This window comes from Brevundimonas sp., assembly GCF_003248455.1.
Lineage (GTDB): Bacteria > Pseudomonadota > Alphaproteobacteria > Caulobacterales > Caulobacteraceae > Brevundimonas.
Genome location: NZ_QFNM01000006.1, coordinates 13,590 through 36,115 on the forward strand (window position 1 = coordinate 13,590; position 22,526 = coordinate 36,115).

Below are 22,526 nucleotides of genomic sequence, written 5' to 3' on the forward strand. Positions count from 1 at the left end.
GGGGCGGGTCGGACGACCGAAGGCCGATGAGCGAGCCCGCCCCCTCCATGCCCCTTCGCGTCCTGCTGGCGCGGATCTGGCGTGACTATCTGAGCAGCCGCAAGGGATCGCTGATCCTGTCGATCCTGTGCGCGGCGACGACGGGCCTGCTGACCGCCGCCCTGCTGAAGCTGTTGGAGCCGGCGGTGAACGGCCTGTTCCTGGGCGGGGATCAGCCCATCGTGCTGTTCGACCGTTTCCGCTTTCCCGCCGACCAGGCCCTGATCGTCATCCCGGCCGCCATCCTGGGGGTGGCGATGGTGCGGACCCTGGCGGCCATCGGACAGGCGGCCCTGGTCAACCGGCTGGGCCACACCATCGTCGGCGACATCCAGATCCGCCTGTTCGGGGCCATGATCCGGGCGGACCTGGCGCGCCTGCGCAGCCAGCACTCGGGCGGCTTCGTCTCCTCGGTGCTGTTCGACGCCAATCTGGTGCGCGAGGCCTTCACCTCGGGCGTGGTCAACTACACCCAGAACCTGCTGACCCTGATCGCGGTGCTGGTCTATATGGGCTTCATCGACTGGCGGCTGACCCTGGTGGTGTTGCTGGGCGTGCCGCTGGTGGCGCTGGTTCTGCGCCGGTTCGGCCGCAAGACGCGCAAGGCCGCGCGCGGCGCCATGGCCGAGACCGAAAACCTGTCGACCGCCCTGATGGAGAACCTGGACGGGGTTCGCCTGATCAAGATCGAGAACCGCGAGGCGGCCGAACAGGACCGCGTCGCCGAGGTGATCGCCCGCCGCCAGCGCCACGTCATCAAGGGCGCCGACGCCCGCGCCTTCGCCGGGCCGTCCAGCGACATGGTGGCCTATGTCGTGGTCGCCGCCGTCATGGCCTACGCCGGGTGGCGGGCGCAGTCGGGCGACATGACCGTGGGCGGGTTCGCCGCCTTCATCGGCATGCTGCTGGCCGCAGGGCAAGCCCTGCGCCAGGTGACCAACCTGGCCACGGTGATGAGCGAGGGCTTCACCGCCGCGCGCCGCCTGTTCGCCGCCCTGGACATCCAGCCCGAGATCCGCGAGGCGACCGACGCCGCCCCCCTGCCCCCCGGCCCGGTGGAGGTGGCGCTGGACCGCGTCGCCTTCGCCTATGCTGGGACGGACGCGCCGACGCTGGAGGATGTGTCGATCCGCGTGGCGCCGGGCGAGACCGTGGCCCTGGTCGGGCCGTCGGGCGGGGGCAAGAGCACGATCCTGAGCCTGCTGCCGCGCTTCTACGACGTGACGGGCGGGGCGGTGACGATCAACGGCCGCGACGTGAGGGCGCTGCGCATCCACGACCTGCGCGACCACATCGCCCTGGTGACGCAGGAGCCCTTCCTGTTCGACGACACCATCGCCGCCAACATCGCCTATGGCCGGCCGGGCGCGACGCAGGATCAGATCGAGGCGGCCGCCCGCGCCGCCGCCGCCCATGACTTCGTCACGGCCCTGCCTCAGGGCTACGACACCCGCGCCGGCGAGGCGGGTCTGCGTCTGTCCGGGGGGCAGCGCCAGCGCATCGCCATCGCCCGCGCCTTCGTCAAGGATGCGCCCATCCTGTTGCTGGACGAGGCCACCAGCGCCCTGGACACCGAGAGCGAGGCCCTGGTCCAGGCGGCGCTGGAGCGGCTGATGCACGGCCGCGCCACCCTGATGATCGCCCACCGGCTGTCGACCGTCAGGAACGCCGACCGCATCTATGTGATCGAGGCGGGCAAGGTGGTCGAACAGGGATCGCACGACGCCCTGGTGGCCAGGGGCGGCCTCTACGCCCGTCTGGCGCGGCAGCAGTCGCTGGACGGCGCGCAGCCCAGCGTGGAGACGGTGGCGTGAGACCCCTGCGCAATCCCGCCGTCCAGTCGGCCCTGGCCTGGACCCTGGCGAAATGGATGCGGTTCTGTTTCGCCACCATCCGTTGGACCCATGTGAACCGGGAAGCCGCCGAGGCGGTATGGGACCAGGGCGGCGGCGTCCTGTGCGTCTTCTGGCATTCGCGCATCGGCCTGGCGCCGGCGTGCTGGCCGCTGGATCGGGCGCAGCCGGCCAAGGCCCTGATCTCGCTGTCGGCGGACGGGGAATTCATCGCCAAGGCCGTCGCGCGTCAGGGCTTTCCCGCCGTGCGCGGGTCGTCCGCCAACAAGGACAAAGCCGCCATGGCCAAGGGCGGTTCGCAGGCCCTGCGCGACGGGCTGAAGCAGCTGAAGGTCGGCGCCCTGGCCATCACCCCCGACGGCCCGCGCGGCCCCGCCAATGTGATGGCCGAGGGGCTGCCGCTGCTGGCGAAACTGTCCAAGGCGCCGGTGCTGTTCATCGGCCTGTCGTGCAGCCCGGCGATCCGGCTGAACAGCTGGGACCGCGCCGTCCTGCCCCTGCCCTTCGGCAAGGGCGCCATCGTGTGGGACCGGGCCGACTACCCCGCCGGGGCCGAGATCGCCGATGTGGCCGCCGACTGGACGGCCCGGCTGAACGCCGTCGAGGCGCGGGCCGACGCGATGACGGGCCTGAAACCGTGACGCCCCTGCCGCTGATCGCCTATCGGCTGGCGACCCGCGCGCTGGAGCCGCTGGCGCCGCGCCTGCTGGACGCGCGCGCAAGGCGGGGCAAGGAGGATCCGGTGCGCGTGGACGAACGGATGGGCTTCACCCGCACCGAACGCCCTGACGGCGACCTAGTCTGGCTGCACGGCGTCAGCGTGGGCGAAAGCCTGTCGCTTCTGCCCGTGGTCGAGCGGTTCGTCAAGGCGCGGCCGGACCTGACGGTGCTGGTCACGTCCGGCACCGTGACCTCGGCCCAGGTCCTGGCCGAGCGCCTGCCGGCGGGGGTGATCCATCAGTATGCGCCGGTCGACGCGCCCGGCGTGGTCGCGCGGTTCCTGGACCACTGGCGGCCGAGCCTGGCGGTCTTCGTCGAGAGCGAACTGTGGCCCAATCTGCTGCTGGAGGCGCATCGGCGCGGGGTCGGACTGGCCCTGGTCAGCGCGCGCCTGACCGAAAAGACGGTCCAGGGCTGGGCCCGGTTTCCCGCCTCGGCGCGGGCGGTCACGGGGGCGTTCGACCTGGTCATGCCCCAGGACGCGACCTCGGCCCGGCGGCTGGAGGCGATGGGCGCGCGCATCGACGGGCTGGTGAACCTGAAACTTTCGGGCGAGGCCCTGCCCCACGACCCCGCCGCCTTCAGCCGCCTCTCCGCCGCCATCGGCGACCGCCCGGTGGTCGTGGCCGCCAGCACCCATGAGGGCGAGGAGATCGCGATCGTCCGCGCCCTGGACGGCTTGGGCGACCGCATCTGCCTGATCCTGGCGCCGCGCCACCCGGAACGGGGGCCGCATATCGCCCAGGGTCTGGCGCGCGAGGGCTACGCCTTCGCCATGCGCTCGCGCGGGGAAACGATCGGGGCGGACACCGACATCTATCTGGCCGACACCCTGAACGAGATGGGGCTGTTCCTGCGGCTGGCCGATGTGGTCATCATGGGCGGATCGTTCGCCCCGGCCCTGGGCCTGCCGCCGGTCGGGGGACACAATCCGCTGGAGCCCGCGCGGCTGGGGCGGCCGGCGATCACGGGGCCGGACGCCTCCAACTGGGCGCCGGTGACGGCGGCCCTGAGCAGCGCGGGCGGTCTGGCCCTGGTCCAGGCGCCGTCGGACCTGGCCGGGGCCGTCGCGCCCCTGCTGGCCGACCCGGCGGCGGCCAAGGCGATGGGCGAGCGGGCGCGGCGCGCAGCGGCCGAGGCGGGCGGCGGGCTGGAGCGGCTGTGGGCTGCGCTGCTGCCGCTGACGCCCCCGCCGGCGCGGGCCGGACGATGAGGCTGAACACCCCCCGCTGGTGGTATGTGCGCGACAGCAGCCATGCGCGCCTGACCCGCACCCTGCTGAAACCGCTGGGCTGGGCCTGGGCCGGCGTGACGGCGCGGCGCATCGCCAGGGCCGCGCCGGTCGATCCGGGTTGCGCGGTGATCTCCGTCGGCAATCTGACGGTGGGCGGATCGGGCAAGACGCCGGTCGCGCGTGAAATCCTGCGTCTGCTGCGGGCGGCCGGCGTGGAGGCGCAAGGGCTGTCGCGCGGCTATGGCGGGCGGCTGGAGGGGCCGGTGCGGGTCGATCCGACCGCGCATACGGCCGCCGACGTCGGCGACGAACCCCTGATGCTGGCGCAAGGGGCGCCGGTCTGGATCGCGCGCGACCGAATCGCAGGGGCCAGGGCGGCGGTCCACGGCGGCGCCCGGACCCTGGTGCTGGACGACGGGCACCAGAACCCGGCCCTGAAGAAGACCGTCAGCCTGGTCGTCGTGGACGGCGAGACGCGCGGCGACGAATGGCCGTTCGGCGACGGCTCGGTCTTTCCCTCCGGCCCGATGCGAGAGCCGCTGAAGGCGGGGCTGGCGCGCGCCGATGCGGTGGTTGTGATGCTGCCGACCGACGTCGAGACCGCCGATCCCGAACTGCTGGAGACGTTCGGCGCCCTGCCCGTCTTCGTGGCCCGCCTGACGCCCGAAGGCCCGCCCCCGACCGGACCGCAGGTCGGGTTCGCCGGCATCGCCAAGCCGTGGAAGGTCGAACGGTCGCTGAAGGCGGCGGGCTGCGACCTGGTCGACTTCGTCCCCTTCCCCGACCACGCGGCCTATGGCGCCGACACCCTGGCCTTCCTGGCCGACCGCGCGGCCGTCTATGAGGCAGGCCTGGTGACGACGGAGAAGGACTGGGTGCGGCTGACGCCCGAGCAGCGCGCGGGCGTTTCGGCCTGGCCCGTCGTCGCCCGGTTCGAGGATCAGGCGGGCTTCACCGCCTTCCTTAACAAGCGGATTCAATCGGCGCGGTAGCGGCCACGCGCCATCTCTGCGCTTGGTTCCCCTTGATCACGAGAGTTTTATCGCGCTGCACAACGCCGTTCATCGGGTCCGTCTGCAACCTTGCACCTGAACGAACGTTGTCAGCGATTAGGATGAAACCCCAACGCCCGTGGGGCTTTGACGGGCGTCCTCGGTCGCCGCCGCCGCCATCGGCGCGGCGGGCTTCGGCGCCATCCGTCGCATCCGTCCGTCCATACAGGGCCGTCGCCGCAAAAATGCCCCACAAGGCTCAGGTTGCCTCGTCGTTCCGGCTTTGAAACAACCATGCCTTCGGACCAACCGCAACGAGGGCGTCGCATGCGGCTATCGAGACGAGGGCTGATCCTGGGCGGATCGGCGATGCTGGCCGGATGCGCCAGCGCCAGCGCAACCCCGCCGCTGACCACGGCCCAGACCATCACCCCCGTCGCGCCGCCGCAGGTCGGATCGCCGACCATCCAGACCGCGTCCCTGACGCCGCCGCCGCTGGACCCGCGCGGCCAGGTGCGCAAGGAACTGATGGAAAAGGCCATGACGGCGCTGGACACCCATCACCGCCACCTGCCGCTGCGCGACCGGATGTATCTGGTCGATTTCCAGAAATTCTCGGGCGAGGAACGGCTGTACGAGGTCGATCTGGTCGCCGGCGAGGTCAAGGTCCTGCGGACCTGCCACGGTCGCGGCTCGGACCCCCGCCACAGCGGCTACGCCCAGCGGTTCTCGAACACGCCGGATTCCAACATGTCCTCGGTCGGCGCCTACGCCACCGCCGGCGCCAACTGGGGCCGCCAGCAGGGGCCGAACGTGCTGCTGGATGGGCTGGAATACACCAACGACAAGGCGCGCGAGCGGGCCATCATCATCCACGGCGCCGACTACGCCGACCCCGACTTCCTGGCGCGCGAAGGCAAGCTGGGCCGCAGCTACGGCTGTTTCTCGGTCGCCCACACCGACCTGCCCGCCTTGCGCGAACGCATGGGCGAGGGCCGACTGCTGTACGCGGCCGCCTGACGCTCAGCCGTCCGGCCTGCGCGCCGAATGGCGGATGGTGATGACCTCGACATGGTCCACCTGACCGCATATCTGATCAGATAGGGCTTGACCAAGGTGAGTTCGCGCGTGCCGTGGATCGCGTGTCGTCCGCGATCGGCGAATTCCGAAAGGCTTTCTGCGGCGGCTTTCAGCCTGATGAAAAATCGGGCGGCGGCGGCCGGAGTTCGCGATATACAGGCTGATGTCTTCCAGATCGGCCAGAGCCTGATCGGTCCAGACGACTATCCGCATTTCGGCCTAGGCAGGGGATTGCCCGAGGCCCAAGACTCGACCCACCGCATTACGGTGTCGTTGTCCACCACCCGCCCGGCCTCGGCGTCCGCCAGGCCGCGCAGGGTCGCCGCCTCGTCGGCGGCGTCGTCGGGAATGTCGAAGACGCCCGGCTCGTCGTCATCGTCGTGACAAGCGGGTTCGACCATGCCCCGACCCTTAGCACAGCTTGGGCGCGCGGTCAGCCCCGCTCCAGCGCCCGCCAGCCGATGTCCGAACGGTTGAAGCCGCCGGGCCAGTCGATCTTCCTGATGGCGGCGTAGGCCCGGTCGCGGGCCTGGGCGATGTCGTCGCCCTCGGCGCAGACGTTCAGAACGCGCCCGCCCGAAGCGCATAGCTGGCCGTCGTCGCGGCGTTTGGTGCCGGCGTGGAACACCTGGACGTGGGGGCCGAAGTCCTGATCGGCGCCGCGGATGATGGAGCCTTCCAGCGGGCTGTCGGGATAGCCCTTGGCCGCCATGACCACGCAGATCACCGTCTGCGGCTTGAACGCCGGCGCCGGCAGGCCCGACACGTCGCCCCGCGCGCAGCCCAGCAGATAGGGCACGATGTCGCCCGCCATCCGCATCATCAGCACCTGGCATTCCGGGTCGCCGAAACGGGCGTTGAACTCGACCACCTTGGGGCCGTCCTCGGTCGCCATCAGGCCGGCGTAGAGGACGCCGCGATAGGGGGCGCCCTCTTCGGCCATCTTCTGGATGGTCGGCTGGACGATCCGCTCGTCGGCCTGGCGCACCAGATCGGCGGTGAAGACGGGCGCCGGCGAATAGGCGCCCATGCCGCCGGTGTTCGGTCCCAGGTCGCCGTCGAAGGCGCGTTTGTGGTCCTGAGCCCCGCCGAACAGCAGGGCGTGGCGACCGTCGCAAAGGGCGAACAGCGACCCCTCCTCGCCGTCCATGAACTCCTCGATGACGACGCGCGCGCCGGCCGCGCCGAAACGGCCGCCCAGCATCCGCTCGATCTCGGCCTCGGCGTCGGGGCGGTCGGGGCTGATGGCCACGCCCTTGCCGGCGGCCAGGCCGTCGGCCTTGACGACATAGGGAGGGCGGAAGGCGTCCAGCGCCGCCTTGGCGCCCGCGACCGTATCGTAGACTCCGTAGCTGGCGGTCGGGATGTCGTGGCGTTCAAGGAAGGCCTTGGAGAAGGCCTTGGACGTCTCAAGCCGAGCGGCCTTGGCCGTGGGGCCGAAACAGGGGACGCCCGCCGCCGCCAGACGGTCGGCCAAGCCGGCGGCGAGCGCCGCCTCCGGTCCCACCACCACCAGATCGGCGCGGATCTCGCGCGCCAGGGCCGCCAGGCCTTCGGCGTCGTCGGCCTTGACCGCGCGCAGTTCGCACAGTTTCTCGATCCCCGGATTGCCGGGCGCCGCCACCAGGCGCGTGACCAGCGGCGACTGGGCGATCTTCCAGGCCAGGGCGTGTTCGCGGCCGCCCGATCCGACGAGAAGAATGTTCATGAGACCGGGCAATGACCGGCCCGCGCGGGCCGGTCAAGCGCCGGTCGGGCTTAACGCCGAATTCGGCGCTGGATCATCGCGCGGGCGGCGTCCAGGCCGGCAGGGCCTGAAGCTGGCCGGGCGTCAGGTCCGTGACCAGATCCTTGTCGCCGTTACGGTCGACGAGGGCCACGTCGGCGACCGGAACCAGCACCTTCATGTCGCCCGGGCCGTTCAGTTCGACCACCAGATGGGTCAGGGCGCCCGAGGCGTCCAGCACCAGGGTCTCGACATCGCCCAGGTCGGCGTCGGCGCGCGAATAGAGGTCGGCGTCCTCCAATTGATCGCGCGTCATACCGAAGGCCAGGGCGGCGTTGGTCGCGGCGGCGTCGGCCTGACGGTCGGGCAGAGGCGCAGGCGGAGCCCCCGGCGCCGGCGCCTGGACCACGTCGTCGTCGCGGTCCGAACAGGCGGCGGCGGCTCCGGCCAGGCACAGGACGGCGGCGAACGGGACAAGGCGGTTCATGGGATCTCCTTACAACAGGGCGAAAACGACGTAGGCGGCCAGACCCAGCAGGGCGATGCCGCCGACGATCAGCCACGGGCTCATGGCGCCGCCCTCGCCCGCGCGGCGGCGCAGATCGCGCTCACGCGGGTCCTGGTCGGACGGATCGGTGCCTGGGGGATCGGCGGCCATGAGGACCCAACGAGGCGCCGCGGCCCCCGTTCCCGGACGCATCGACGCAGGCTAGAATGCCCCGATGAGCGACGACTATGTTTTCGAAGGCCCGGCCCAGGCCCCCGCCCCGCGCGACAACAATCCGCCGCTGTCGATCTCGGAACTGTCGTTCGCGCTGAAGCGGACGCTGGAGGACCGATTCGGCCATGTGCGGCTGCGGGGCGAGATCTCCAAGGTCAACCGCCACGCCTCGGGCCACATCTATCTGACGCTGAAGGACGACAAGTCCGCCATCGACGGCGTGGTGTGGAAGGGATCGACGCGCGGCCTCGGCGTCCAGCCCGAGGCGGGGCTGGAGGTCATCGTCACCGGCAAGATCACCTCCTATCCGGCGCGCTCGTCCTATCAGATCGTGATCGAGAGCATGGAGGCGGCGGGGGCGGGCGCCCTCCTGGCCCAGCTGGAGCGGCTGAAGGTCCGCCTGCGCGAAGAGGGTCTGTTCGATCCGGCCCGCAAGAAGCCCCTGCCCGCCTTTCCCGCCGTCATCGGCGTGATCACCAGCCCCACCGGCGCGGTGATCCGCGACGTGCTGCACCGGATCGCCGAGCGCTGGCCCTGCCGGGTGATCGTCTGGCCGGTGGTGGTCCAGGGCGACACGGCCTGCGGCCAGGTGTCGAATGCGATTCGCGGCTTCGACGGCATGACGGAGGGCGGTCTCGTCCCCCGCCCCGACCTGCTGATCGTGGCGCGCGGCGGCGGGTCGGTCGAGGACCTGTGGTGTTTCAACGACGAGGGGCTGGCCCGCACGGTGGCGGCGGCGCGCATCCCGATCATCTCGGCCGTCGGGCACGAAACGGACACCACCCTGATCGACTTCGTCTCGGATCGGCGCGCGCCGACCCCGACCGGCGCGGCCGAAATGGCGACGCCGGTGCTGGCGGACCTGCGCTACGCCGTGTCGGATCTGGACCGGCGCATGGTCCAGGCGGGCGGGCGGTTGATCGAGGATCGGCGCACGCGGCTGCGGGCCGTGGCGCGCGGCCTTCCGGCCCGGCCCGAGGACCTGCTGGCCCTGGCGCAGCAGCGGCTGGACCATGTGTCGAGCCGTCTGGGATCGGGTCTGCAACGCAATGTCGCCCTGCACGAGCGGCATCTGGCCGTCGCGGGCGGCAAGCTGAGCCCCGCCCTGCTGCGCACACGGATCGAGCGGGGGCGGGACCGGCTGCGCGGCGCCGGCGACCGGCTGGGCGCGGCCCTTCAGGCGGGGGTGGCGCGCGGCGAGCGGCGGCTGTTGCAGGTGTCGGCCCGGCTGTCGCCCGAACCGCTGCACCGGCGGCTGGACCAGCGCGAGGCGCGGCTGGATGCCCTCGGCGCGCGGCTGGACAGCGTCATGCCGCGCCGGATGGAGCGGGAAGCCGACCGTCTGGCGGGCCTGTCGCGGGCCCTGGCCACCCTGGATCCCGGCCGACCCAAGCCGGGATTCGCCCGTGTCGAGAATGCCGACGGCGGCTGGATCACCTCGGCCTCCGCACTGGAGACGGGTCAGGCGGTCCGGCTGGTGTTCGGCGACGGCGCCCGCCCGGCCGTCATCGAGGGCGATCCCGGGCCGGCTTCGCCGCGTCCGCCGGCGAAACCGAAGCCGCCGGCGGCGGGTCAGGGAAGTCTGTTCTAGCTTCTGTCGCCGACCGTCATTCCGGGGCGTCCGCAGGACGAACCCGCAACCCAGAAGGCGTGCATCCGGCGCCCAATGCATCGGACAGCTCGAGTGCGGCCCTGGGTTCCGGGTTCTTCGCTTCGCTCAGCCGCGGAATGACGACCGGGCGGCAGGTGACGGCCGTTTTCCGCTTCGTCCCGGCTGCGCTTCCTGCTAACCGGCCCGGCATGAAGATCACCCGCCTCGCCGCCGCCGCCTATGTCTTCGCGCTTCTGATCATCCTGCTGGACCAGGCGACCAAGGCCTGGGTCATCGGCGGCCTGACGCTGCACGAGGTCGGGCGCATCCCCATCCTGCCGCCGATCCTGAACTTCAGCTGGGTCGAGAACACCGGCGTCAGTTTCGGCCTGTTCGGCGGCGGCGAAGCGCGCTGGGGCCTGGCCGTCTTCTCGGTCATCGTCTCGGCGGGGCTGGCCTGGTGGGCGACCAAGGCGGATCGCCGCCTGCTGATCACCGCCATCGGCTTCGTCATGGGCGGCGCGCTCGGCAATGTGATCGACCGCATCCGCTTCGGCTACGTGGTGGATTTCATCGACTTCTCGGGCACGGGCGTCTTTCCCTGGGTTTTCAACGTCGCCGACAGCGCCATCACCATCGGCGTGATCCTGCTGATTCTGGACAGCCTGATGTCAGACAAACCCGGCAAGGTTGGCGCGGCCCCCGAAAAGTCGTAATCACCCCGTCTTCACTATGCCCATGACGCCCGCGCGGCGTTTCGTGCATCAGCCGACCAGAGCCTGAAACCATGCGTATCCGCAGCGTCGCCGTCCTGACCCTCGTCGCCTCCTCCGCCCTGGCCGTCTCGGCGTGCGGCGGACTGAAGCAAGGCATCGGCCTGACCAAGGTGGTGCCGGACGAATTCGTCACCGTCTCGACCGCCCCGCTCAGCGTGCCGCCGGAATACGGCCTGCGCCCGCCCGCGCCCGGCCAGCCGCGCCCGCAGGAACTGGCTCCCGAAAGCGCCGCGCGCCAGATCCTGCTGGGCCAACGCCAGGCCGTGACCCGCACGCCGGGCGAGCAGGCGCTGGTGGCGCAGGCCGGCGGCGAACAGGCCGACCCCCTGGCCCGCTATGTCGTCGACGACGAGTTCGGCGACCTGGCGCACAAGGACGAAAGCTTCGCCAACCGGCTGATGTTCTGGCGCAAGGACGACCCCTCGACCCAGGCCCCGACGGTTCGCCAGACCGCCGAGGGCCAGAAGACCGTCGACGCCGCCACCGAGGCCGAACGCCTGCAGGCCCTGACCGGCGGTCGTCAGGCCATCACCATCCAGCCGCGCCGCAGCTCGGGCTTCAAACTGCCTGGCCTGTAAGCGACGCCGGAACGGACGCTTGCCACGGCGGCGTCCGTCCTTATTGTAAACGGACCTGCTGGAGCCGTTTGCATGACCGAAGCCCTCGACATCGCCGCCCTGTCCGGGGTCGAACAGCTGCGTTTGGGCCTGAGCGGCGGATTCGTCGCCCCCATCGCGCGCACGGTCGGATTCGACCTGACCGAGGTGGAGGAAGGCCGCGTGGTGTTCGAGGCCGTGCCGACGACGGCCGTCTACAATCCCCTGGGATCGGTGCATGGCGGCTGGATCGCCACCGTGCTGGATTCGGCCTGCGGCTGCGTGGTCCATTCGACGCTGCGGCCAGGCCAGACCTATACGACGCTGGAGCTGAAGACCGTCTTCCACAAGGCGTTGAGCGCCGGCACGCCGGTTCGCGCCGAGGGGCGGATCGTCCAGGCCGGCCGCCGCGCCGCCTTCGCCGAGGCCGATCTGCGGGGGCTGGACGGGCGGTTGTACGCCACCGCGACCTCCACCTGCCTGGTGATGGAGCTATAGGCGGCCAGCAAGCGTTTGCCGCGCCTCGCTTTAGCCGCTATCAGCGGCGAGCGTTCAACGGTCGGCCGCCGATCGTGGCGCGCCCCCTTTCGCTGTCGGAAATATAAGCTGATGCGTCGCGTCCTCACCGCCCTGGCCGCCTTCTCGATCGCGGCCTCCGTCCTGCCGGTCGCCGCTGAGGCCCAGACCTCGCAACGCCAGCGCGACCGCGGGTCCAGCGGCCAGCAGCAGGCGTCGGGCGAGGATGCCGCCCCGCGCCGCGCGCCCCGCATCGCCCCCTTGCGCCGCCGCGCCAACGCCGGTCCCTGCCCCTATGTGAAGGTGCTGTACGACGCCGCCCGCTATGTCGAGCTGGAGGGCGGCCGAGCCGCTGTGGCCAACGTCGGCTATACCGGCGAGATCGAAGGCGTGTCCTCCGACTGCGAATATCGCGAGGACGACCCCATCCGGGTGGATATGAACGTGCTGTTCAACCTGGGGCGCGGGGCCCAGGCCGCCGGCGACCAGCGCACCTATCGTTACTGGATCGCGGTGACGGAGCGGAACACCGCCATCCTGTCCAAGGAATATTTCGACCTCCCGGTGAACTTCCAGGGACAGCGCACGGCCTCCGTGACCGAGGAGCGCACCATCGTCATCCCGCGCGCCGAGGCCACGACAAGCGGAGGCAATTTCGAAATCCTGGTCGGTTTCGACGTGACGCCGGAAATGGCCGAATTCAACCGTTCGGGCAGCCGCTTCCGCGTCAACGCCGGCGCGGCCCCCGCCGCTCCCGCCCCGACCAGCACGCCGAACCCGTAATGGCCGACCTGAAGACCGTTCTCGGCGAAGCGGTCGGCGCCGCCTTCGCCGCCGAAGGCGTGGACGCGGCCCTGGCCCGCGTCACCCCGTCCGACCGGCCCGACCTGGCCGACTTCCAGTCCAACGGCGCCCTGGCCGCCGCCAAGGCGCTGAAGGCCAATCCGCGCGAGCTGGCCGGCAGGGTCGCCGAACGCCTGGCCGCCGATCCCCGCTTGGCCTCGGTCGAGGTCGCCGGCCCCGGCTTCATCAATCTGAAGATCGCCGACGCGGCCCTGGCCGAACGCGCCGAAGAGGTCGCCGCCGACGAAGCCCATGCGGGCGCCGCCATCGTCGCCGACCCGCGCCGCGTGGTCATCGACTACGGCGGACCGAACGTGGCCAAGCCGATGCACGTCGGCCATCTGCGCAGCGCCATCATCGGCGAGAGCCTGAAGCGGCTGTTCCGCTTCCGAGGCGACCATGTGACCGGCGACGCCCATTTCGGCGACTGGGGCTTCCAGATGGGGCTGCTGATCGTCGCCTGCGGCGACGAGAAGCTGGCCGACGCCTTCATGGTCGAGGGCGACGGCCCCTTCCCGGCCGACAGCCCCGTGACCCTGGCCGATCTGGACCGCCTCTATCCGCTAGCGGCCGGCAAGGCCAAGGAAGACCCCGCCTTTCGCGACCGCGCGCGCAAGGCGACGGCGGAATTGCAGAACGGCCGCCCCGGCTATCGCGCCCTGTGGCGGCATTTCGTGGCGGTCAGCCGCGAGGCGCTGAAGCGCGAATACGGCGACCTGTCGGTCGATTTCGACCTGTGGAACGGCGAGAGCGACGCCGATCCCCTGATGCCGGAGATGCTGGCGCATCTGAAGGACGCCGGCCTGCTGGTCGAGGACGACGGCGCCCAGGTGGTCCATGTCGCCAGGCCCGGCGAGACGCGCAAGAAGAAGCTGGCCGACGGATCGGTGGTCGAGGCGCCGTCGCCCCCGCCCCTGCTGGTCATCAGTTCGGAAGGTTCGGCCATGTACGGCACGACCGACCTGGCCACCATCCTGGACCGCAAGAAGACCCTGTCGCCCGACCTGATCCTGTACGTCGTGGACGAGCGTCAGGCCGAGCATTTCGAACAGGTGTTCCGCGCCGCCTATCTGGCCGGCTACGCCCCCGAAAAGTCGCTGGAGCATCTGGGCTTCGGCACCATGAACGGCCAGGACGGCAAGCCGTTCAAGACCCGCGCGGGCGGGGTTCTGAAGCTGCGCGACCTGATCGACCAGGCGACGGACAAGGCGCGCGAGCGTCTGCACGAGGCGAAACTGGGCGACGATCTGTCGGCCGAAGAGTTCGAAACCATCGCCCACAAGGTGGCCATCGCCGCCCTGAAGTTCGCCGACCTGTCGAACGCCCGAACGACCAGCTATGTCTTCGATCTGGACCGGTTCATGAGCTTCGAGGGCAAGACCGGGCCGTATCTGCTGTACCAGGCGGTGCGGATCAAATCCCTGCTGCGGAAGGCGGCCGGTCAGGGCGTGAGCCCCGGCCCCATCGCCGTCGCCGAACCGGCCGAACGCGACCTGGCCCTGACGCTGGACGCCTTCTCGACGGCCGCGGCGGACGCCTACGACAAGCGGATGCCGCACCTGATCGCCGAACACGCCTATCGCACGGCCCAGGCCTTCTCGAAATTCTACGCCGCCTGCCCCGTGCTGGTCGCGCCGGAAGAAGCGACCCGACGTTCGCGCCTGGCCCTGTCGGCCGCCGCCCTGCGCCAGCTGGAAATCGCCCTGAACCTGCTGGGCGTCGACACGCCGGAGCGGATGTAGCGACAGAAAGCCTCGCGTGCTATATCTGCTAGCAGAGGAGTGCGCCAATGCCTGCCAATCTCCATGTCCGCAACGTGCCCGACGAAATCACGCGACGCATGAAGGCCCGCGCCGCCGCAAACGGACGCTCTGCCGAGGCGGAGCATCGCGCGGTGCTGGAACAGGCTTTCGGCGGCGAGGACAAGCAGGCCTGGCTGAACCGTGCGGACGCCTTGCGGGCCGCGATCCTGGCTCGACGCGGCGGCGAGCCCTTGCCCAGCTCCGTGGACCTCATTCGAGAAGATCGGGACTCGCGGTGATCGTCGTCGACGCCAGCGTCGTCATCACCTGCCTATTGCCCGAAGCCGAAAGCGACGCCGCCAGAATGCTGATCGCGGCGGAGTTCTGCGTGGCTCCCGATCTGCTGGTCAGTGAATGCGTCAACGCCTTCTGGAAGAACGTCCAACTGGGCCGCATCCTGCGATCCGAGGCGGAAACCGCGCTGATGACCCTGCCGCATCTGGGCGTGGAGCTGGTCCCGTCTCAGGACATGGCGGACCGGGCGATGGCCTTGGCGATCGATCTGAAACACCCCGCATACGATTGCTTCTATCTCGCCCTGGCCGAAAGTCGCCGCGTGCCCCTGATCACTCAGGACAGAACATTGCTTCGAAAGGTGAAGGCCTCTTCGGTCTCTACCGCCGACCTCAGACTTCTAGCTCCGAACATTGCATGACTGACCTCGACGCCTACATCGCCGGCCTGCCCAAGGCGGAACTGCACCTGCACATCGAGGGGTCGCTGGAGCCGGAACTGATGTTCGAACTGGCGCGGCGGAACGGCGTCGCCATTCCCTACGACAGCGTCGAGGCCGTGCGGGCAGCCTATGACTTCTCGAACCTGCAGGATTTTCTGGACATCTATTACGCCGGCGCCGCCGTCCTGCTGACGCGCCAGGACTTCGAGGACCTGGCCTTCGCCTATTTCCAGCGCGCGGCGGCGGACAATGTGCGCCATGCCGAGATCTTCTTCGACCCCCAGACCCATACGGATCGGGGCGTGCCGTTCGGCGTGGTGGTCGAGGGGCTGATCGCGGGGATGGACCGGGCCAGGGCGGAGTTGGGCGTGTCCTCGGGCCTGATCCTGAGCTTCCTGCGCCATCTGACCGAAGCGGAAGCCTTCGCGACGCTGGAGGCGGCCAAGCCGTATCTGCATCATTTCATCGGCGTGGGACTGGATTCGTCCGAGGTCGGCCATCCGCCGTCCAAGTTCCAGCGCGTCTTCGCCGCCGCCCGCGACCTGGGCCTGAAACTGTGCGCCCATGCGGGCGAGGAAGGCCCGCCCGCCTATGTGCACGAGGCGCTGGACCTGCTGCACATCGACCGGATGGACCACGGCAATCGTTCGATGGAGGACGCGGCCCTGGTGGAGCGGCTGGCGCGCGAGGGCATGACCCTGACGGTCTGCCCGTTGTCCAACCTGAAGCTGTGCGTGGTGAACGACCTGAAGGACCACCCCGTGCCCGAGATGCTGCGGCGGGGGCTGCACGTCACCCTGAACTCCGACGACCCGTCCTATTTCGGCGGCTATGTGAACGACAACTACATCCGATTGGCCAGGGCGGTCGGCCTGACCAAGGATCAGGTGACGCAGATTGCCAGGAACAGCTTCGCAGGCTCGTTCCTGCCCGAGGCGGCGAAGGCGGCGTATCTGGCGGAAGTCGAGGAATACGCGAAGGCGGGCTGAGCCTGCTTCTTCCTTTCGTCATCCTCCGGCGAGCGCAGCGAGACCGGGGACTGACGAAAGGATGGGGTCAGCCGAGGAGCGACCCGGCCTCGACCTCCGTCACGCCCAGTGCGCGGAAGCTGTCGCGCGCCGCAGCCGCCGTGTCGGGCGCGATGGCGCGGCTGGCGTCGGAGATCACAACGGCCTCGAAGCCTTCGCGCACTGCGTCCTCGGCGGTGAAGCGGACGCAGTAGTCATAGGCCAGGCCCGCCAGGAAAACGCGCGTCACGCCGAACTCGCGCAACAAACCCGCCAATCCCGTCGACGTGCGGCGGTCGTTCTCGAAAAAGCCCGAATAGCTGTCGACCGCCGGATTGTAGCCCTTGCGGATCACCGCCAGCGCCTTGCGGACCGCAGGAGCGGCATCCGAGTGGAAGTCGGCGCCCGGCGATCCCTGCAGACAATGGTCGGGCCACAGCCGCTGGCGTCCATAGGCGACGTCGACCTCGGAAAAGGGCGCCGCGCCCGGATTGTTGGAGGCGAAACTGATCTGGTCCGGCGTGTGCCAGTCCTGGGTGACGATCACCCGGTCGAACCGTTCGGCCAGTCTTACGATCAGCGGCATGATCGCCGTCCCGCCGTCGACCGCCAGGGCCCCGCCCTCGCAGAAGTCGTTCTGCGGATCGATGACCAGAAGCGCGTCCGTTGGCCGAATGTCCATCAGGCGGCGGCCAGGGCGTCGATCTCATTGGCCGAGCCGAGGGCGACCGGAATGCGCTGGTGCAGCTGTTCCGGCTGGACGTCGAGGATCGGCTGCACCCCGTCGGTCGTCGCCTTGCCGCCCGCCTGTTCGACCAGCAGGGCCATCGGATTGCCCTCGTACATCAGGCGCAGCTTGCCCGGCTTGTTCGGCTCGCGACTGTCCCAGGGATAGATGAAGACGCCGCCGCGCATCAGGATGCGGTGCACGTCGGCGACCATGGCCGCGACCCAGCGCATGTTGAAGTTCTTGCCGCGCGGACCGTCCGCCCCCTTCAGCAGGCCTTCGACATAGCGTTGCACCCCCTCGGCCCAATGACGCTGGTTCGATACGTTGATCGCGAACTCCCGGGTCTCGGGCGAAATGGCGATGGCGTCGTGCGTCAGGAACCACTGGCCGTCCTGCGCCAGGGTGAATCCCTTCACCCCCGCTCCGGTCGTCAGCACCAGCATGGTCTGCGGCCCGTAGACGGCGTAAAGGGCCGCGACCTGCCGGCGTCCGGGTTGCAGGAAGTCGGCCTCGACCGGCGTGGCGGACGGCGATTTCAGCACCGAGACGATGGTGCCGACCGGGGCGTTGATGTCGATATTGGACGAGCCGTCCAGCGGGTCGAACAGGGCCAGATAGGCGCCACCGGGATTGGACGCGATCTGAGCCTTGTCCTTCTCTTCCGAGGCGACCCCGGCGATGGCGGGACAGGCCAGCAACGCCTGGGTCAGCATGTCGTCGGTGATGACGTCCAGCTTCTTCTGTTCCTCGTCCTGGACGTTCATCCGGCCCGAGGCGCCCATGGCCCCGACCAGGGCGCCGCCCGCGACCACCCGGCTGATCTCGGCGCAGGTCCGGGCCACGACGGTCAGCACCGACTCCAGGCCGTCGTCCACGTCCAGGGCGGCGATATGGGCGTCCAGGCTGGGGCGGGTCATGCGGTCGGTCCGGTTCTCTGAAGCGTTGCGCCGTTCTTGGCGGCCAGACGGCATGACCGCAAGAACCCTCTTCAATCTTCTCCCGCCGTCATCCCAGGCCCCTGCGCCAGGGACCGGCACAAGACCGAGGATGACGGGTGTCGTGGTCGGAGGATCAGATCGGCAGGATCGCCGTGCCGAAGGCCCGCTTCAGTTCATGGGCCGCGAAGGTCTGGGCGGCGGCCGCATCCGGCACGACCATGGCCATGCCGAAGAACTCGTGCGTCGAACCGTGGAAGGTCTTGTGTCGCACCTCAACGCCCGCCTGCTCCAATCTTTCGGCCAGCAGTTCGCCTTCCGAACGCAAGGGGTCGATCTCGGCGCAGATCACAGTCGACGACGGCAGGCCGGTCAGGTCCGCATTTTCGACGATGTTGACGCGCGGGTCCTGGGCGTCGCCTTCGTTTTCGAAGATGTGCTTCACGAACCACTGCATCATCGGCTTGTTCCAGCGGTTTGGCGGCGGCGTTTTCGACATAGGACTCGGTGTTCATGTCCACGCCGGCGACAGGATAGACCAACACCTGATGAACCGGCGCCGGCAGGCCGGCGTCGCGCGCCATCATCGACACGCCGATGGCCAGATTCCCGCCCGCGCTCTCGCCCATCACCGCCACCTTCTGCGGGTCGCCGTTGAAGCTCTGGGCGTTGTCCAGCACCCAGCGATAGGCCGCCAGGGCGTCGTCGTGGGCGGCGGGGAAATGATGCTCGGGCGCCTGGCGATAGTGGACGGAGACGACGATGGCGTCGGCCATCCTGGACACGCCGCGCGGCCCGCCGTCATAGACGTCCAGGTCGGCGATGACGAAGCCGCCGCCGTGGAAATAGACCACGACCGGATGCAGCTTGTCCTCGGAATGGTCATGCGGCTTGTAGATGCGGGCCTGGATCTGGCCGGCGGCGCCGGGGATGGTGATGTCCGTAGTCTTGACGCCCAGATCGTCGGACTTGGGCTCCTTGCCGGCCTTGCGAAGCAGCGAATGGACGGCGTCGGCGGGAGTCGGCTGGCGGCGCGCCTCGGCCGGGGTCAGGGTCTCGATCGGCTGGCCGCCGAGCGACGCCAGTTCGTCCAGCACCTTCTGCATCGGGCCATCGGGTTTGGCGGGGATGTCGCGCGGCTTGTCGTGGCCGCCGAACAGCTTGTCTATTATCGACATTTTCGTCTTCCTGGGGTTCGAGTGAGGGCTCGGAACGACAACCCGCCCCCGCCGGCCTTGTTCCGCCGACGCTTGACTTGGCGCCGGAGTCGATGCCTTAGGTCGAACGCTCTCGCGGGAGAGATCGAGGACGGGGAACCGTCTTCGACGCCGAAGGCGCAACCGCCCCGGAAACGCTCAGGCAAATGGACCGCGACAGCATACGGACGCTGGAAAGCCGCCCTTGCGGGCGCGCCGACGGAGCAAGGCGACATGATTTGGTCGCCGGAATCTCTCAGGCTTCAGGACAGCGGGGGCGCGAGGACGGCGGAGCTCCGCCACAACACGCGACCGCGAAAGCCTGAGCCATGACCGATCAAGCCCTGAAGACCACGCCCCTGAACGCCGCGCACCGGCGCCTGGGCGCCCGCATGGTGGGCTTCGGCGGTTACGACATGCCGGTCCAGTACGCTGGCGAATTTGGGGGCGTCCTGGCCGAGCACCGCTGGACCCGCGAACACGCCGGCCTGTTCGACGTGTCGCACATGGGCCAGTGCAAGATCACCGGCGCGGATGCGACCGCCCAGTTCGAACGTTTCACGCCCGGCGACTATGCGGCGCTGAAGGCCGGCAGGCAGAAATATTCCCTGTTGCTGAACGCCGAGGGCGGGATCATCGACGACCTGATGGCCGGCCGCCCCGATCACGACGGCCTGTTCGTGGTCGTCAACGCCGGCAACAAGGATGAGGACTTCGCCATCTGGGAAGCCAACCTTGAAGGCGACGCCAAGCTGACCGTCCTGGCCGACCGCGCGCTGATCGCCATCCAGGGCCCCGAGGCCGCCGAGGTCATGGCCGCGCACGAGCCGATCCTGGCCGAGATGGGCTTCATGGACTGCGCCCGTCTGATGCTGTTCGGGGCCGACTGCTATGTGTCGCGCTCGGGCTACACCGGCGAGGACGGCTATGAGATTTCGGTCCCGGCGGACCAGGCCGAGCGCATCTGGAACACCCTGTTGGAAGACGCCCGCGTCAAGCCGATCGGCCTGGGCGCCCGCGACAGCCTGCGGCTGGAGGCCGGCCTGCCGCTGCATGGCCACGACATCGACCCGACGACCAGCCCGGTCGAAGGCGCCCTGACCTTCGCCCTGTCGAAGTCGCGCAAGGAGCGCGCGGACTTCGCCGGCGCCGAGCGTATCCTGAAGGAACTGGCCGATGGTCCGTCTCGCGTTCGGGTCGGCCTGATCGTCAAGGAGGGCGCCCCGGCCCGCGAAGGCGCCGATATCGCCGACGCCGAAGGAAACGTCATCGGCAAGGTCACTTCGGGCGGCCCTTCGCCCACCCTGGGCAAGAACATCGCCATGGGCTTCGTGCCGCCGGCCTTCGCGGCGCTGGGCACGGAACTGAAGGTCATCGTGCGCGGCAAGACCGCCGCCGCCGAGGTCGTCGCCATGCCCTTCGTGGCGCAACGCTATTATCGGAAGCCGAAGGCGTAACACCCTTTTCTTCCGTCACCCTGGGCCTTGCGCCCAGGGTCCATAAATACCGACGCCCGCCGCCGGATCGCGACTTCCAGCACCGGGAGTCTGGATCCTAGGCACAAGGCCTAGGATGACGAGTTGAACCCTGACCGCCATTGGCGCTCAACCGAGGACAGACAGATGAAGTTCACCAAGGATCACGAGTGGGTCAGCCTGGACGGCGACATCGCCACCGTCGGCATCTCCAAACACGCCGCCGACGCCCTGGGCGACGTGGTGTTCGTTGAGGTCCCGGAAGTCGGCAAGACCGTCTCCAAGGGCGACAGCTTCGCCGTCGTCGAGAGCGTCAAGGCGGCGTCGGACGTCTACGCCCCCGTCTCGGGCGAGGTGGTCGAGGCCAACGACGCCCTGTCGACCGCCCCGGAAACCGTCAACTCGGCCGCCGAAGCCGACGGCTGGTTCGCCAGGATCAAGGTGTCGGACGCCTCGGAACTGGACGCCCTGATGGATCAGGCCGCCTACGACGCCTTCCTCGCCACCCTCTAAGACCCATCGGACCCTCTGGTTAAAGCCAGAGGGTCCTTGGCCTTTCATGGCCCAGGACAAGACCATGCGTTACCTCCCCCTGACGCCCGACGACCGCACGGCGATGCTCGCCGCCATCGGCGCGAAATCCATCGACGACCTGTTCGTGGACGTGCCCGAAAGCGCCCGTCTGGCCGGCCCCGTGGACCTGCCGCGCGTGGCGGGCGAGCTGGAGGTAGAGCGCGCCCTGTCCGCCATGGCCGCCAAGAACGCCACCGCCGGCGCCGTGCCCTTCTTCTGCGGCGCGGGGGCCTATAAGCACCATGTCCCGGCCACCGTGGACCATGTGATCCAGCGGTCGGAATTCCTGACCAGCTACACCCCCTACCAGCCGGAAATCGCGCAAGGCACGCTGCAGTATCTGTACGAGTTCCAGACCCAGGTCGCGAACCTGACCGGCATGCCGGTCGCCAACGCCAGCCTGTATGACGGTTCGACCGCCATGGCCGAGGGCGTGCTGATGGCGACCCGCGTGACCCGCCGCAACAAGGCGGTGATCTCGGGCGGCGTCCACCCCCATTACGTCAAGGCGACCGAGACCGTGGTCCACGCCGTCGGCGTCGAGACGCAGGTTCTGGCCCCGGCCTTCGACGCCGAGGCCGCCGTCATCGACCAGATCGGTCCCGACACCGCCTGCGTCGTCGTCCAGACGCCCAACGTCTTCGGCACGGCGACCGATGTGACCAAGATCGCCGAGGCCGCCCACGCCGCCGGCGCCCTGCTGATCGTCGTCGTCACCGAGGCCGTGTCGATGGGCCTCTTGAAATCGCCCGGAGAAATGGGCGCCGACATCGTCGCGGCCGAGGGCCAGTCGATCGGCAACGCCCTGAACTTCGGCGGCCCCTACGTCGGCCTGTTCGCCACGCGCGAGAAGCTGATCCGCCAGATGCCGGGCCGCCTGACCGGCGAGACGGTCGATGCGGATGGGGAGCGGGGCTTCGTCCTGACCCTGTCGACCCGCGAGCAGCACATCCGCCGCGACAAAGCGACCTCGAACATCTGCACCAACTCAGGGCTCTGCACCCTGGCCTTCACCATCCACATGAGCCTGCTGGGCGAGACGGGCCTGCGCAAACTGGCCCTGCTGAACCACGAGAAGGCCGTGGCCACGCGCGACGCCCTGGCGGCGATCCCGGGCGTGGACATCCTGACCGACCGCTTCTTCAACGAGTTCGCGGTGCGGCTGCCCAAGGGCAAGACCGCCGCCGAGGTGGTCGACACCCTGGCTGGCCACCACATCCTGGCGGGCGTGCCCTACAGCCGTCTGGCCCCGGACGCCGGCATGGACGACGTTTTGCTGGTCGCCGCGACCGAGACCACCCTGGATCACGACATCAAGTTCCTGGCGACCGTGCTCGCCAAGGTGCTGGCGGCCTGACGATGATCATGCACGCCCTCCTTCCGCTCATCCCCGCGAAGGCGGGGACCCAGACCTTTCGCACGACGGGTCTGGGACACGCGGCTTC

General features: G+C 69.5%; 26 protein-coding genes and 1 riboswitch. Of the genes, 17 read left to right on the forward strand and 9 right to left on the reverse strand.

What is annotated here, in order from left to right; translation table 11 throughout:
* Nucleotides 1-26 precede the first annotated feature (26 nt).
* The 5 genes from DI624_RS03645 to DI624_RS03665 all read left to right on the forward strand — a co-directional run bounded on the left by DI624_RS03645 (nt 27) and on the right by DI624_RS03665 (nt 5,858).
* On the forward strand, nt 27-1,853 hold the full coding sequence (locus DI624_RS03645; protein WP_291536071.1) for an ABC transporter ATP-binding protein: 1,827 nt from the start codon (nt 27-29) through the stop codon (nt 1,851-1,853).
* The gene (locus DI624_RS03650; RefSeq protein WP_291536072.1) at nt 1,850-2,533 is read left to right on the forward strand and encodes a lysophospholipid acyltransferase family protein; all 684 of its coding nucleotides are present in this window, start codon (nt 1,850-1,852) and stop codon (nt 2,531-2,533) included. The genes DI624_RS03645 and DI624_RS03650 overlap by 4 nt, the downstream gene beginning before the upstream one ends.
* Nucleotides 2,530-3,825: a 3-deoxy-D-manno-octulosonic acid transferase gene (locus DI624_RS03655; protein ID WP_291536073.1), complete on the forward strand. Its 1,296-nt coding sequence runs from the start codon at nt 2,530-2,532 to the stop codon at nt 3,823-3,825. The genes DI624_RS03650 and DI624_RS03655 overlap by 4 nt, the downstream gene beginning before the upstream one ends.
* Nucleotides 3,822-4,838 carry a tetraacyldisaccharide 4'-kinase gene (lpxK, locus tag DI624_RS03660; protein WP_291536074.1) on the forward strand — a complete coding sequence of 339 codons (1,017 nt, stop codon included), beginning with the start codon at nt 3,822-3,824 and terminating at the stop codon, nt 4,836-4,838. Before DI624_RS03655 ends, lpxK begins: the two co-directional genes overlap by 4 nt.
* A 327-nt stretch (nt 4,839-5,165) precedes the next feature.
* Nucleotides 5,166-5,858 (forward strand): murein L,D-transpeptidase catalytic domain family protein, encoded by a 693-nt coding sequence (locus DI624_RS03665; RefSeq protein ID WP_291536075.1) that lies wholly within the window; start codon nt 5,166-5,168, stop codon nt 5,856-5,858.
* A 3-nt stretch (nt 5,859-5,861) separates the two neighbouring features.
* On the opposite strand, the gene DI624_RS03670 is transcribed toward DI624_RS03665, so the two are convergent.
* The 5 genes from DI624_RS03670 to DI624_RS03690 form a co-directional block, all read right to left on the reverse strand.
* The gene (locus DI624_RS03670) at nt 5,862-6,131 is read right to left on the reverse strand and encodes a hypothetical protein (protein WP_291536076.1); all 270 of its coding nucleotides are present in this window, start codon (nt 6,129-6,131) and stop codon (nt 5,862-5,864) included.
* Nucleotides 6,122-6,319 (reverse strand): CopG family transcriptional regulator, encoded by a 198-nt coding sequence (locus DI624_RS03675; protein ID WP_291536077.1) that lies wholly within the window; start codon nt 6,317-6,319, stop codon nt 6,122-6,124. The genes DI624_RS03670 and DI624_RS03675 overlap by 10 nt, the downstream gene beginning before the upstream one ends.
* A 32-nt stretch (nt 6,320-6,351) precedes the next feature.
* The gene (gene purD / locus DI624_RS03680; RefSeq protein ID WP_291536079.1) at nt 6,352-7,626 is read right to left on the reverse strand and encodes a phosphoribosylamine--glycine ligase; all 1,275 of its coding nucleotides are present in this window, start codon (nt 7,624-7,626) and stop codon (nt 6,352-6,354) included.
* A 73-nt stretch (nt 7,627-7,699) separates the two neighbouring features.
* Nucleotides 7,700-8,131, reverse strand: a complete 432-nt coding sequence (locus tag DI624_RS03685) for a PRC-barrel domain-containing protein (protein ID WP_291536080.1) — start codon at nt 8,129-8,131, stop codon at nt 7,700-7,702.
* Nucleotides 8,132-8,140: 9 nt separating this feature from the next.
* Nucleotides 8,141-8,302: a hypothetical protein gene (locus DI624_RS03690; protein WP_291536081.1), complete on the reverse strand. Its 162-nt coding sequence runs from the start codon at nt 8,300-8,302 to the stop codon at nt 8,141-8,143.
* Between the two features lie 64 nt (nt 8,303-8,366).
* On the opposite strand from DI624_RS03690, the gene xseA reads away from it, so the two are divergent.
* The 9 genes from xseA (at nt 8,367) to DI624_RS03735 (ending at nt 16,154) form a co-directional block, all read left to right on the forward strand.
* Nucleotides 8,367-9,956, forward strand: a complete 1,590-nt coding sequence (xseA, locus tag DI624_RS03695; RefSeq protein ID WP_291536082.1) for an exodeoxyribonuclease VII large subunit — start codon at nt 8,367-8,369, stop codon at nt 9,954-9,956.
* A 209-nt stretch (nt 9,957-10,165) separates the two neighbouring features.
* Entirely contained in the window at nt 10,166-10,672 is a 507-nt protein-coding gene (lspA, locus tag DI624_RS03700; protein WP_291536083.1) for a signal peptidase II, read from the forward strand.
* A 71-nt stretch (nt 10,673-10,743) separates the two neighbouring features.
* A complete protein-coding gene (locus DI624_RS03705; RefSeq protein ID WP_291536084.1) occupies nt 10,744-11,310 on the forward strand; it encodes a DUF3035 domain-containing protein in 567 nt (188 codons plus the stop codon).
* 72 nt (nt 11,311-11,382) lie between these two features.
* Nucleotides 11,383-11,826 (forward strand): PaaI family thioesterase, encoded by a 444-nt coding sequence (locus DI624_RS03710; RefSeq protein WP_291536085.1) that lies wholly within the window; start codon nt 11,383-11,385, stop codon nt 11,824-11,826.
* 111 nt (nt 11,827-11,937) lie between these two features.
* Entirely contained in the window at nt 11,938-12,627 is a 690-nt protein-coding gene (locus DI624_RS03715) for a Tat pathway signal sequence domain protein (protein ID WP_291536086.1), read from the forward strand.
* Nucleotides 12,627-14,429 carry an arginine--tRNA ligase gene (argS, locus tag DI624_RS03720; protein WP_291536087.1) on the forward strand — a complete coding sequence of 601 codons (1,803 nt, stop codon included), beginning with the start codon at nt 12,627-12,629 and terminating at the stop codon, nt 14,427-14,429. The genes DI624_RS03715 and argS overlap by 1 nt, the downstream gene beginning before the upstream one ends.
* A gap of 47 nt (nt 14,430-14,476) precedes the next feature.
* On the forward strand, nt 14,477-14,728 hold the full coding sequence (locus DI624_RS03725) for a hypothetical protein (RefSeq protein WP_291536088.1): 252 nt from the start codon (nt 14,477-14,479) through the stop codon (nt 14,726-14,728).
* Nucleotides 14,725-15,144 (forward strand): type II toxin-antitoxin system VapC family toxin, encoded by a 420-nt coding sequence (locus tag DI624_RS03730; protein ID WP_291536090.1) that lies wholly within the window; start codon nt 14,725-14,727, stop codon nt 15,142-15,144. The genes DI624_RS03725 and DI624_RS03730 overlap by 4 nt, the downstream gene beginning before the upstream one ends.
* Complete coding sequence (locus DI624_RS03735) at nt 15,141-16,154, forward strand: adenosine deaminase (RefSeq protein WP_291536091.1); 1,014 nt, start codon at nt 15,141-15,143, stop codon at nt 16,152-16,154. The genes DI624_RS03730 and DI624_RS03735 overlap by 4 nt, the downstream gene beginning before the upstream one ends.
* 67 nt (nt 16,155-16,221) lie before the next feature.
* Here the strand turns inward: DI624_RS03735 and DI624_RS03740 are convergent, their stop codons facing one another.
* The 4 genes from DI624_RS03740 to DI624_RS16085 all read right to left on the reverse strand — a co-directional run bounded on the left by DI624_RS03740 (nt 16,222) and on the right by DI624_RS16085 (nt 19,015).
* Nucleotides 16,222-16,854 (reverse strand): nicotinamidase, encoded by a 633-nt coding sequence (locus tag DI624_RS03740; protein ID WP_291536092.1) that lies wholly within the window; start codon nt 16,852-16,854, stop codon nt 16,222-16,224.
* Nucleotides 16,854-17,819, reverse strand: a complete 966-nt coding sequence (locus DI624_RS03745) for a class 1 fructose-bisphosphatase (RefSeq protein ID WP_291536093.1) — start codon at nt 17,817-17,819, stop codon at nt 16,854-16,856. The genes DI624_RS03740 and DI624_RS03745 overlap by 1 nt, the downstream gene beginning before the upstream one ends.
* A gap of 154 nt (nt 17,820-17,973) precedes the next feature.
* Nucleotides 17,974-18,231 carry an alpha/beta hydrolase fold domain-containing protein gene (locus tag DI624_RS16080; protein WP_367142076.1) on the reverse strand — a complete coding sequence of 86 codons (258 nt, stop codon included), beginning with the start codon at nt 18,229-18,231 and terminating at the stop codon, nt 17,974-17,976.
* Complete coding sequence (locus tag DI624_RS16085) at nt 18,113-19,015, reverse strand: alpha/beta hydrolase (protein WP_367142075.1); 903 nt, start codon at nt 19,013-19,015, stop codon at nt 18,113-18,115. The genes DI624_RS16080 and DI624_RS16085 overlap by 119 nt, the downstream gene beginning before the upstream one ends.
* A gap of 105 nt (nt 19,016-19,120) precedes the next feature.
* A riboswitch (glycine riboswitch) is annotated at nt 19,121-19,218 on the forward strand.
* A 144-nt stretch (nt 19,219-19,362) separates the two neighbouring features.
* Between DI624_RS16085 and gcvT the strand changes: the two genes are divergently transcribed.
* The 3 genes from gcvT (at nt 19,363) to gcvPA (ending at nt 22,438) form a co-directional block, all read left to right on the forward strand.
* Nucleotides 19,363-20,490 carry a glycine cleavage system aminomethyltransferase GcvT gene (gene gcvT / locus DI624_RS03765; protein ID WP_291536094.1) on the forward strand — a complete coding sequence of 376 codons (1,128 nt, stop codon included), beginning with the start codon at nt 19,363-19,365 and terminating at the stop codon, nt 20,488-20,490.
* Nucleotides 20,491-20,655: 165 nt separating this feature from the next.
* On the forward strand, nt 20,656-21,021 hold the full coding sequence (gene gcvH / locus DI624_RS03770; protein WP_291536095.1) for a glycine cleavage system protein GcvH: 366 nt from the start codon (nt 20,656-20,658) through the stop codon (nt 21,019-21,021).
* 64 nt (nt 21,022-21,085) lie between these two features.
* Nucleotides 21,086-22,438, forward strand: a complete 1,353-nt coding sequence (gene gcvPA / locus DI624_RS03775; RefSeq protein WP_291536096.1) for an aminomethyl-transferring glycine dehydrogenase subunit GcvPA — start codon at nt 21,086-21,088, stop codon at nt 22,436-22,438.
* Nucleotides 22,439-22,526 lie beyond the last annotated feature (88 nt).

Excerpts from the sequence above, each read along its gene's own strand:
- DI624_RS03745 (WP_291536093.1), bottom strand. The coding sequence starts at position 17,819 with ATGACCCGCCCCAGCCTGGACGCCCATATCGCCGCCCTGGACGTGGAC.
- DI624_RS03740 (WP_291536092.1), bottom strand. The coding sequence starts at position 16,854 with ATGGACATTCGGCCAACGGACGCGCTTCTGGTCATCGATCCGCAGAAC.
- lspA (WP_291536083.1), top strand. The coding sequence starts at position 10,166 with ATGAAGATCACCCGCCTCGCCGCCGCCGCCTATGTCTTCGCGCTTCTG.
- xseA (WP_291536082.1), top strand. The coding sequence starts at position 8,367 with ATGAGCGACGACTATGTTTTCGAAGGCCCGGCCCAGGCCCCCGCCCCG.
- DI624_RS03645 (WP_291536071.1), top strand. The coding sequence starts at position 27 with ATGAGCGAGCCCGCCCCCTCCATGCCCCTTCGCGTCCTGCTGGCGCGG.
- DI624_RS03715 (WP_291536086.1), top strand. The coding sequence starts at position 11,938 with ATGCGTCGCGTCCTCACCGCCCTGGCCGCCTTCTCGATCGCGGCCTCC.
- DI624_RS03670 (WP_291536076.1), bottom strand. The coding sequence starts at position 6,131 with ATGCGGATAGTCGTCTGGACCGATCAGGCTCTGGCCGATCTGGAAGAC.
- DI624_RS03725 (WP_291536088.1), top strand. The coding sequence starts at position 14,477 with ATGCCTGCCAATCTCCATGTCCGCAACGTGCCCGACGAAATCACGCGA.
- DI624_RS03665 (WP_291536075.1), top strand. The coding sequence starts at position 5,166 with ATGCGGCTATCGAGACGAGGGCTGATCCTGGGCGGATCGGCGATGCTG.
- DI624_RS03690 (WP_291536081.1), bottom strand. The coding sequence starts at position 8,302 with ATGGCCGCCGATCCCCCAGGCACCGATCCGTCCGACCAGGACCCGCGT.
- lpxK (WP_291536074.1), top strand. The coding sequence starts at position 3,822 with ATGAGGCTGAACACCCCCCGCTGGTGGTATGTGCGCGACAGCAGCCAT.
- DI624_RS03710 (WP_291536085.1), top strand. The coding sequence starts at position 11,383 with ATGACCGAAGCCCTCGACATCGCCGCCCTGTCCGGGGTCGAACAGCTG.
- gcvT (WP_291536094.1), top strand. The coding sequence starts at position 19,363 with ATGACCGATCAAGCCCTGAAGACCACGCCCCTGAACGCCGCGCACCGG.
- DI624_RS03735 (WP_291536091.1), top strand. The coding sequence starts at position 15,141 with ATGACTGACCTCGACGCCTACATCGCCGGCCTGCCCAAGGCGGAACTG.
- purD (WP_291536079.1), bottom strand. The coding sequence starts at position 7,626 with ATGAACATTCTTCTCGTCGGATCGGGCGGCCGCGAACACGCCCTGGCC.
- DI624_RS03675 (WP_291536077.1), bottom strand. The coding sequence starts at position 6,319 with ATGGTCGAACCCGCTTGTCACGACGATGACGACGAGCCGGGCGTCTTC.
- gcvH (WP_291536095.1), top strand. The coding sequence starts at position 20,656 with ATGAAGTTCACCAAGGATCACGAGTGGGTCAGCCTGGACGGCGACATC.
- DI624_RS03685 (WP_291536080.1), bottom strand. The coding sequence starts at position 8,131 with ATGAACCGCCTTGTCCCGTTCGCCGCCGTCCTGTGCCTGGCCGGAGCC.
- DI624_RS16085 (WP_367142075.1), bottom strand. The coding sequence starts at position 19,015 with ATGTCGATAATAGACAAGCTGTTCGGCGGCCACGACAAGCCGCGCGAC.
- DI624_RS03705 (WP_291536084.1), top strand. The coding sequence starts at position 10,744 with ATGCGTATCCGCAGCGTCGCCGTCCTGACCCTCGTCGCCTCCTCCGCC.
- gcvPA (WP_291536096.1), top strand. The coding sequence starts at position 21,086 with ATGCGTTACCTCCCCCTGACGCCCGACGACCGCACGGCGATGCTCGCC.
- argS (WP_291536087.1), top strand. The coding sequence starts at position 12,627 with ATGGCCGACCTGAAGACCGTTCTCGGCGAAGCGGTCGGCGCCGCCTTC.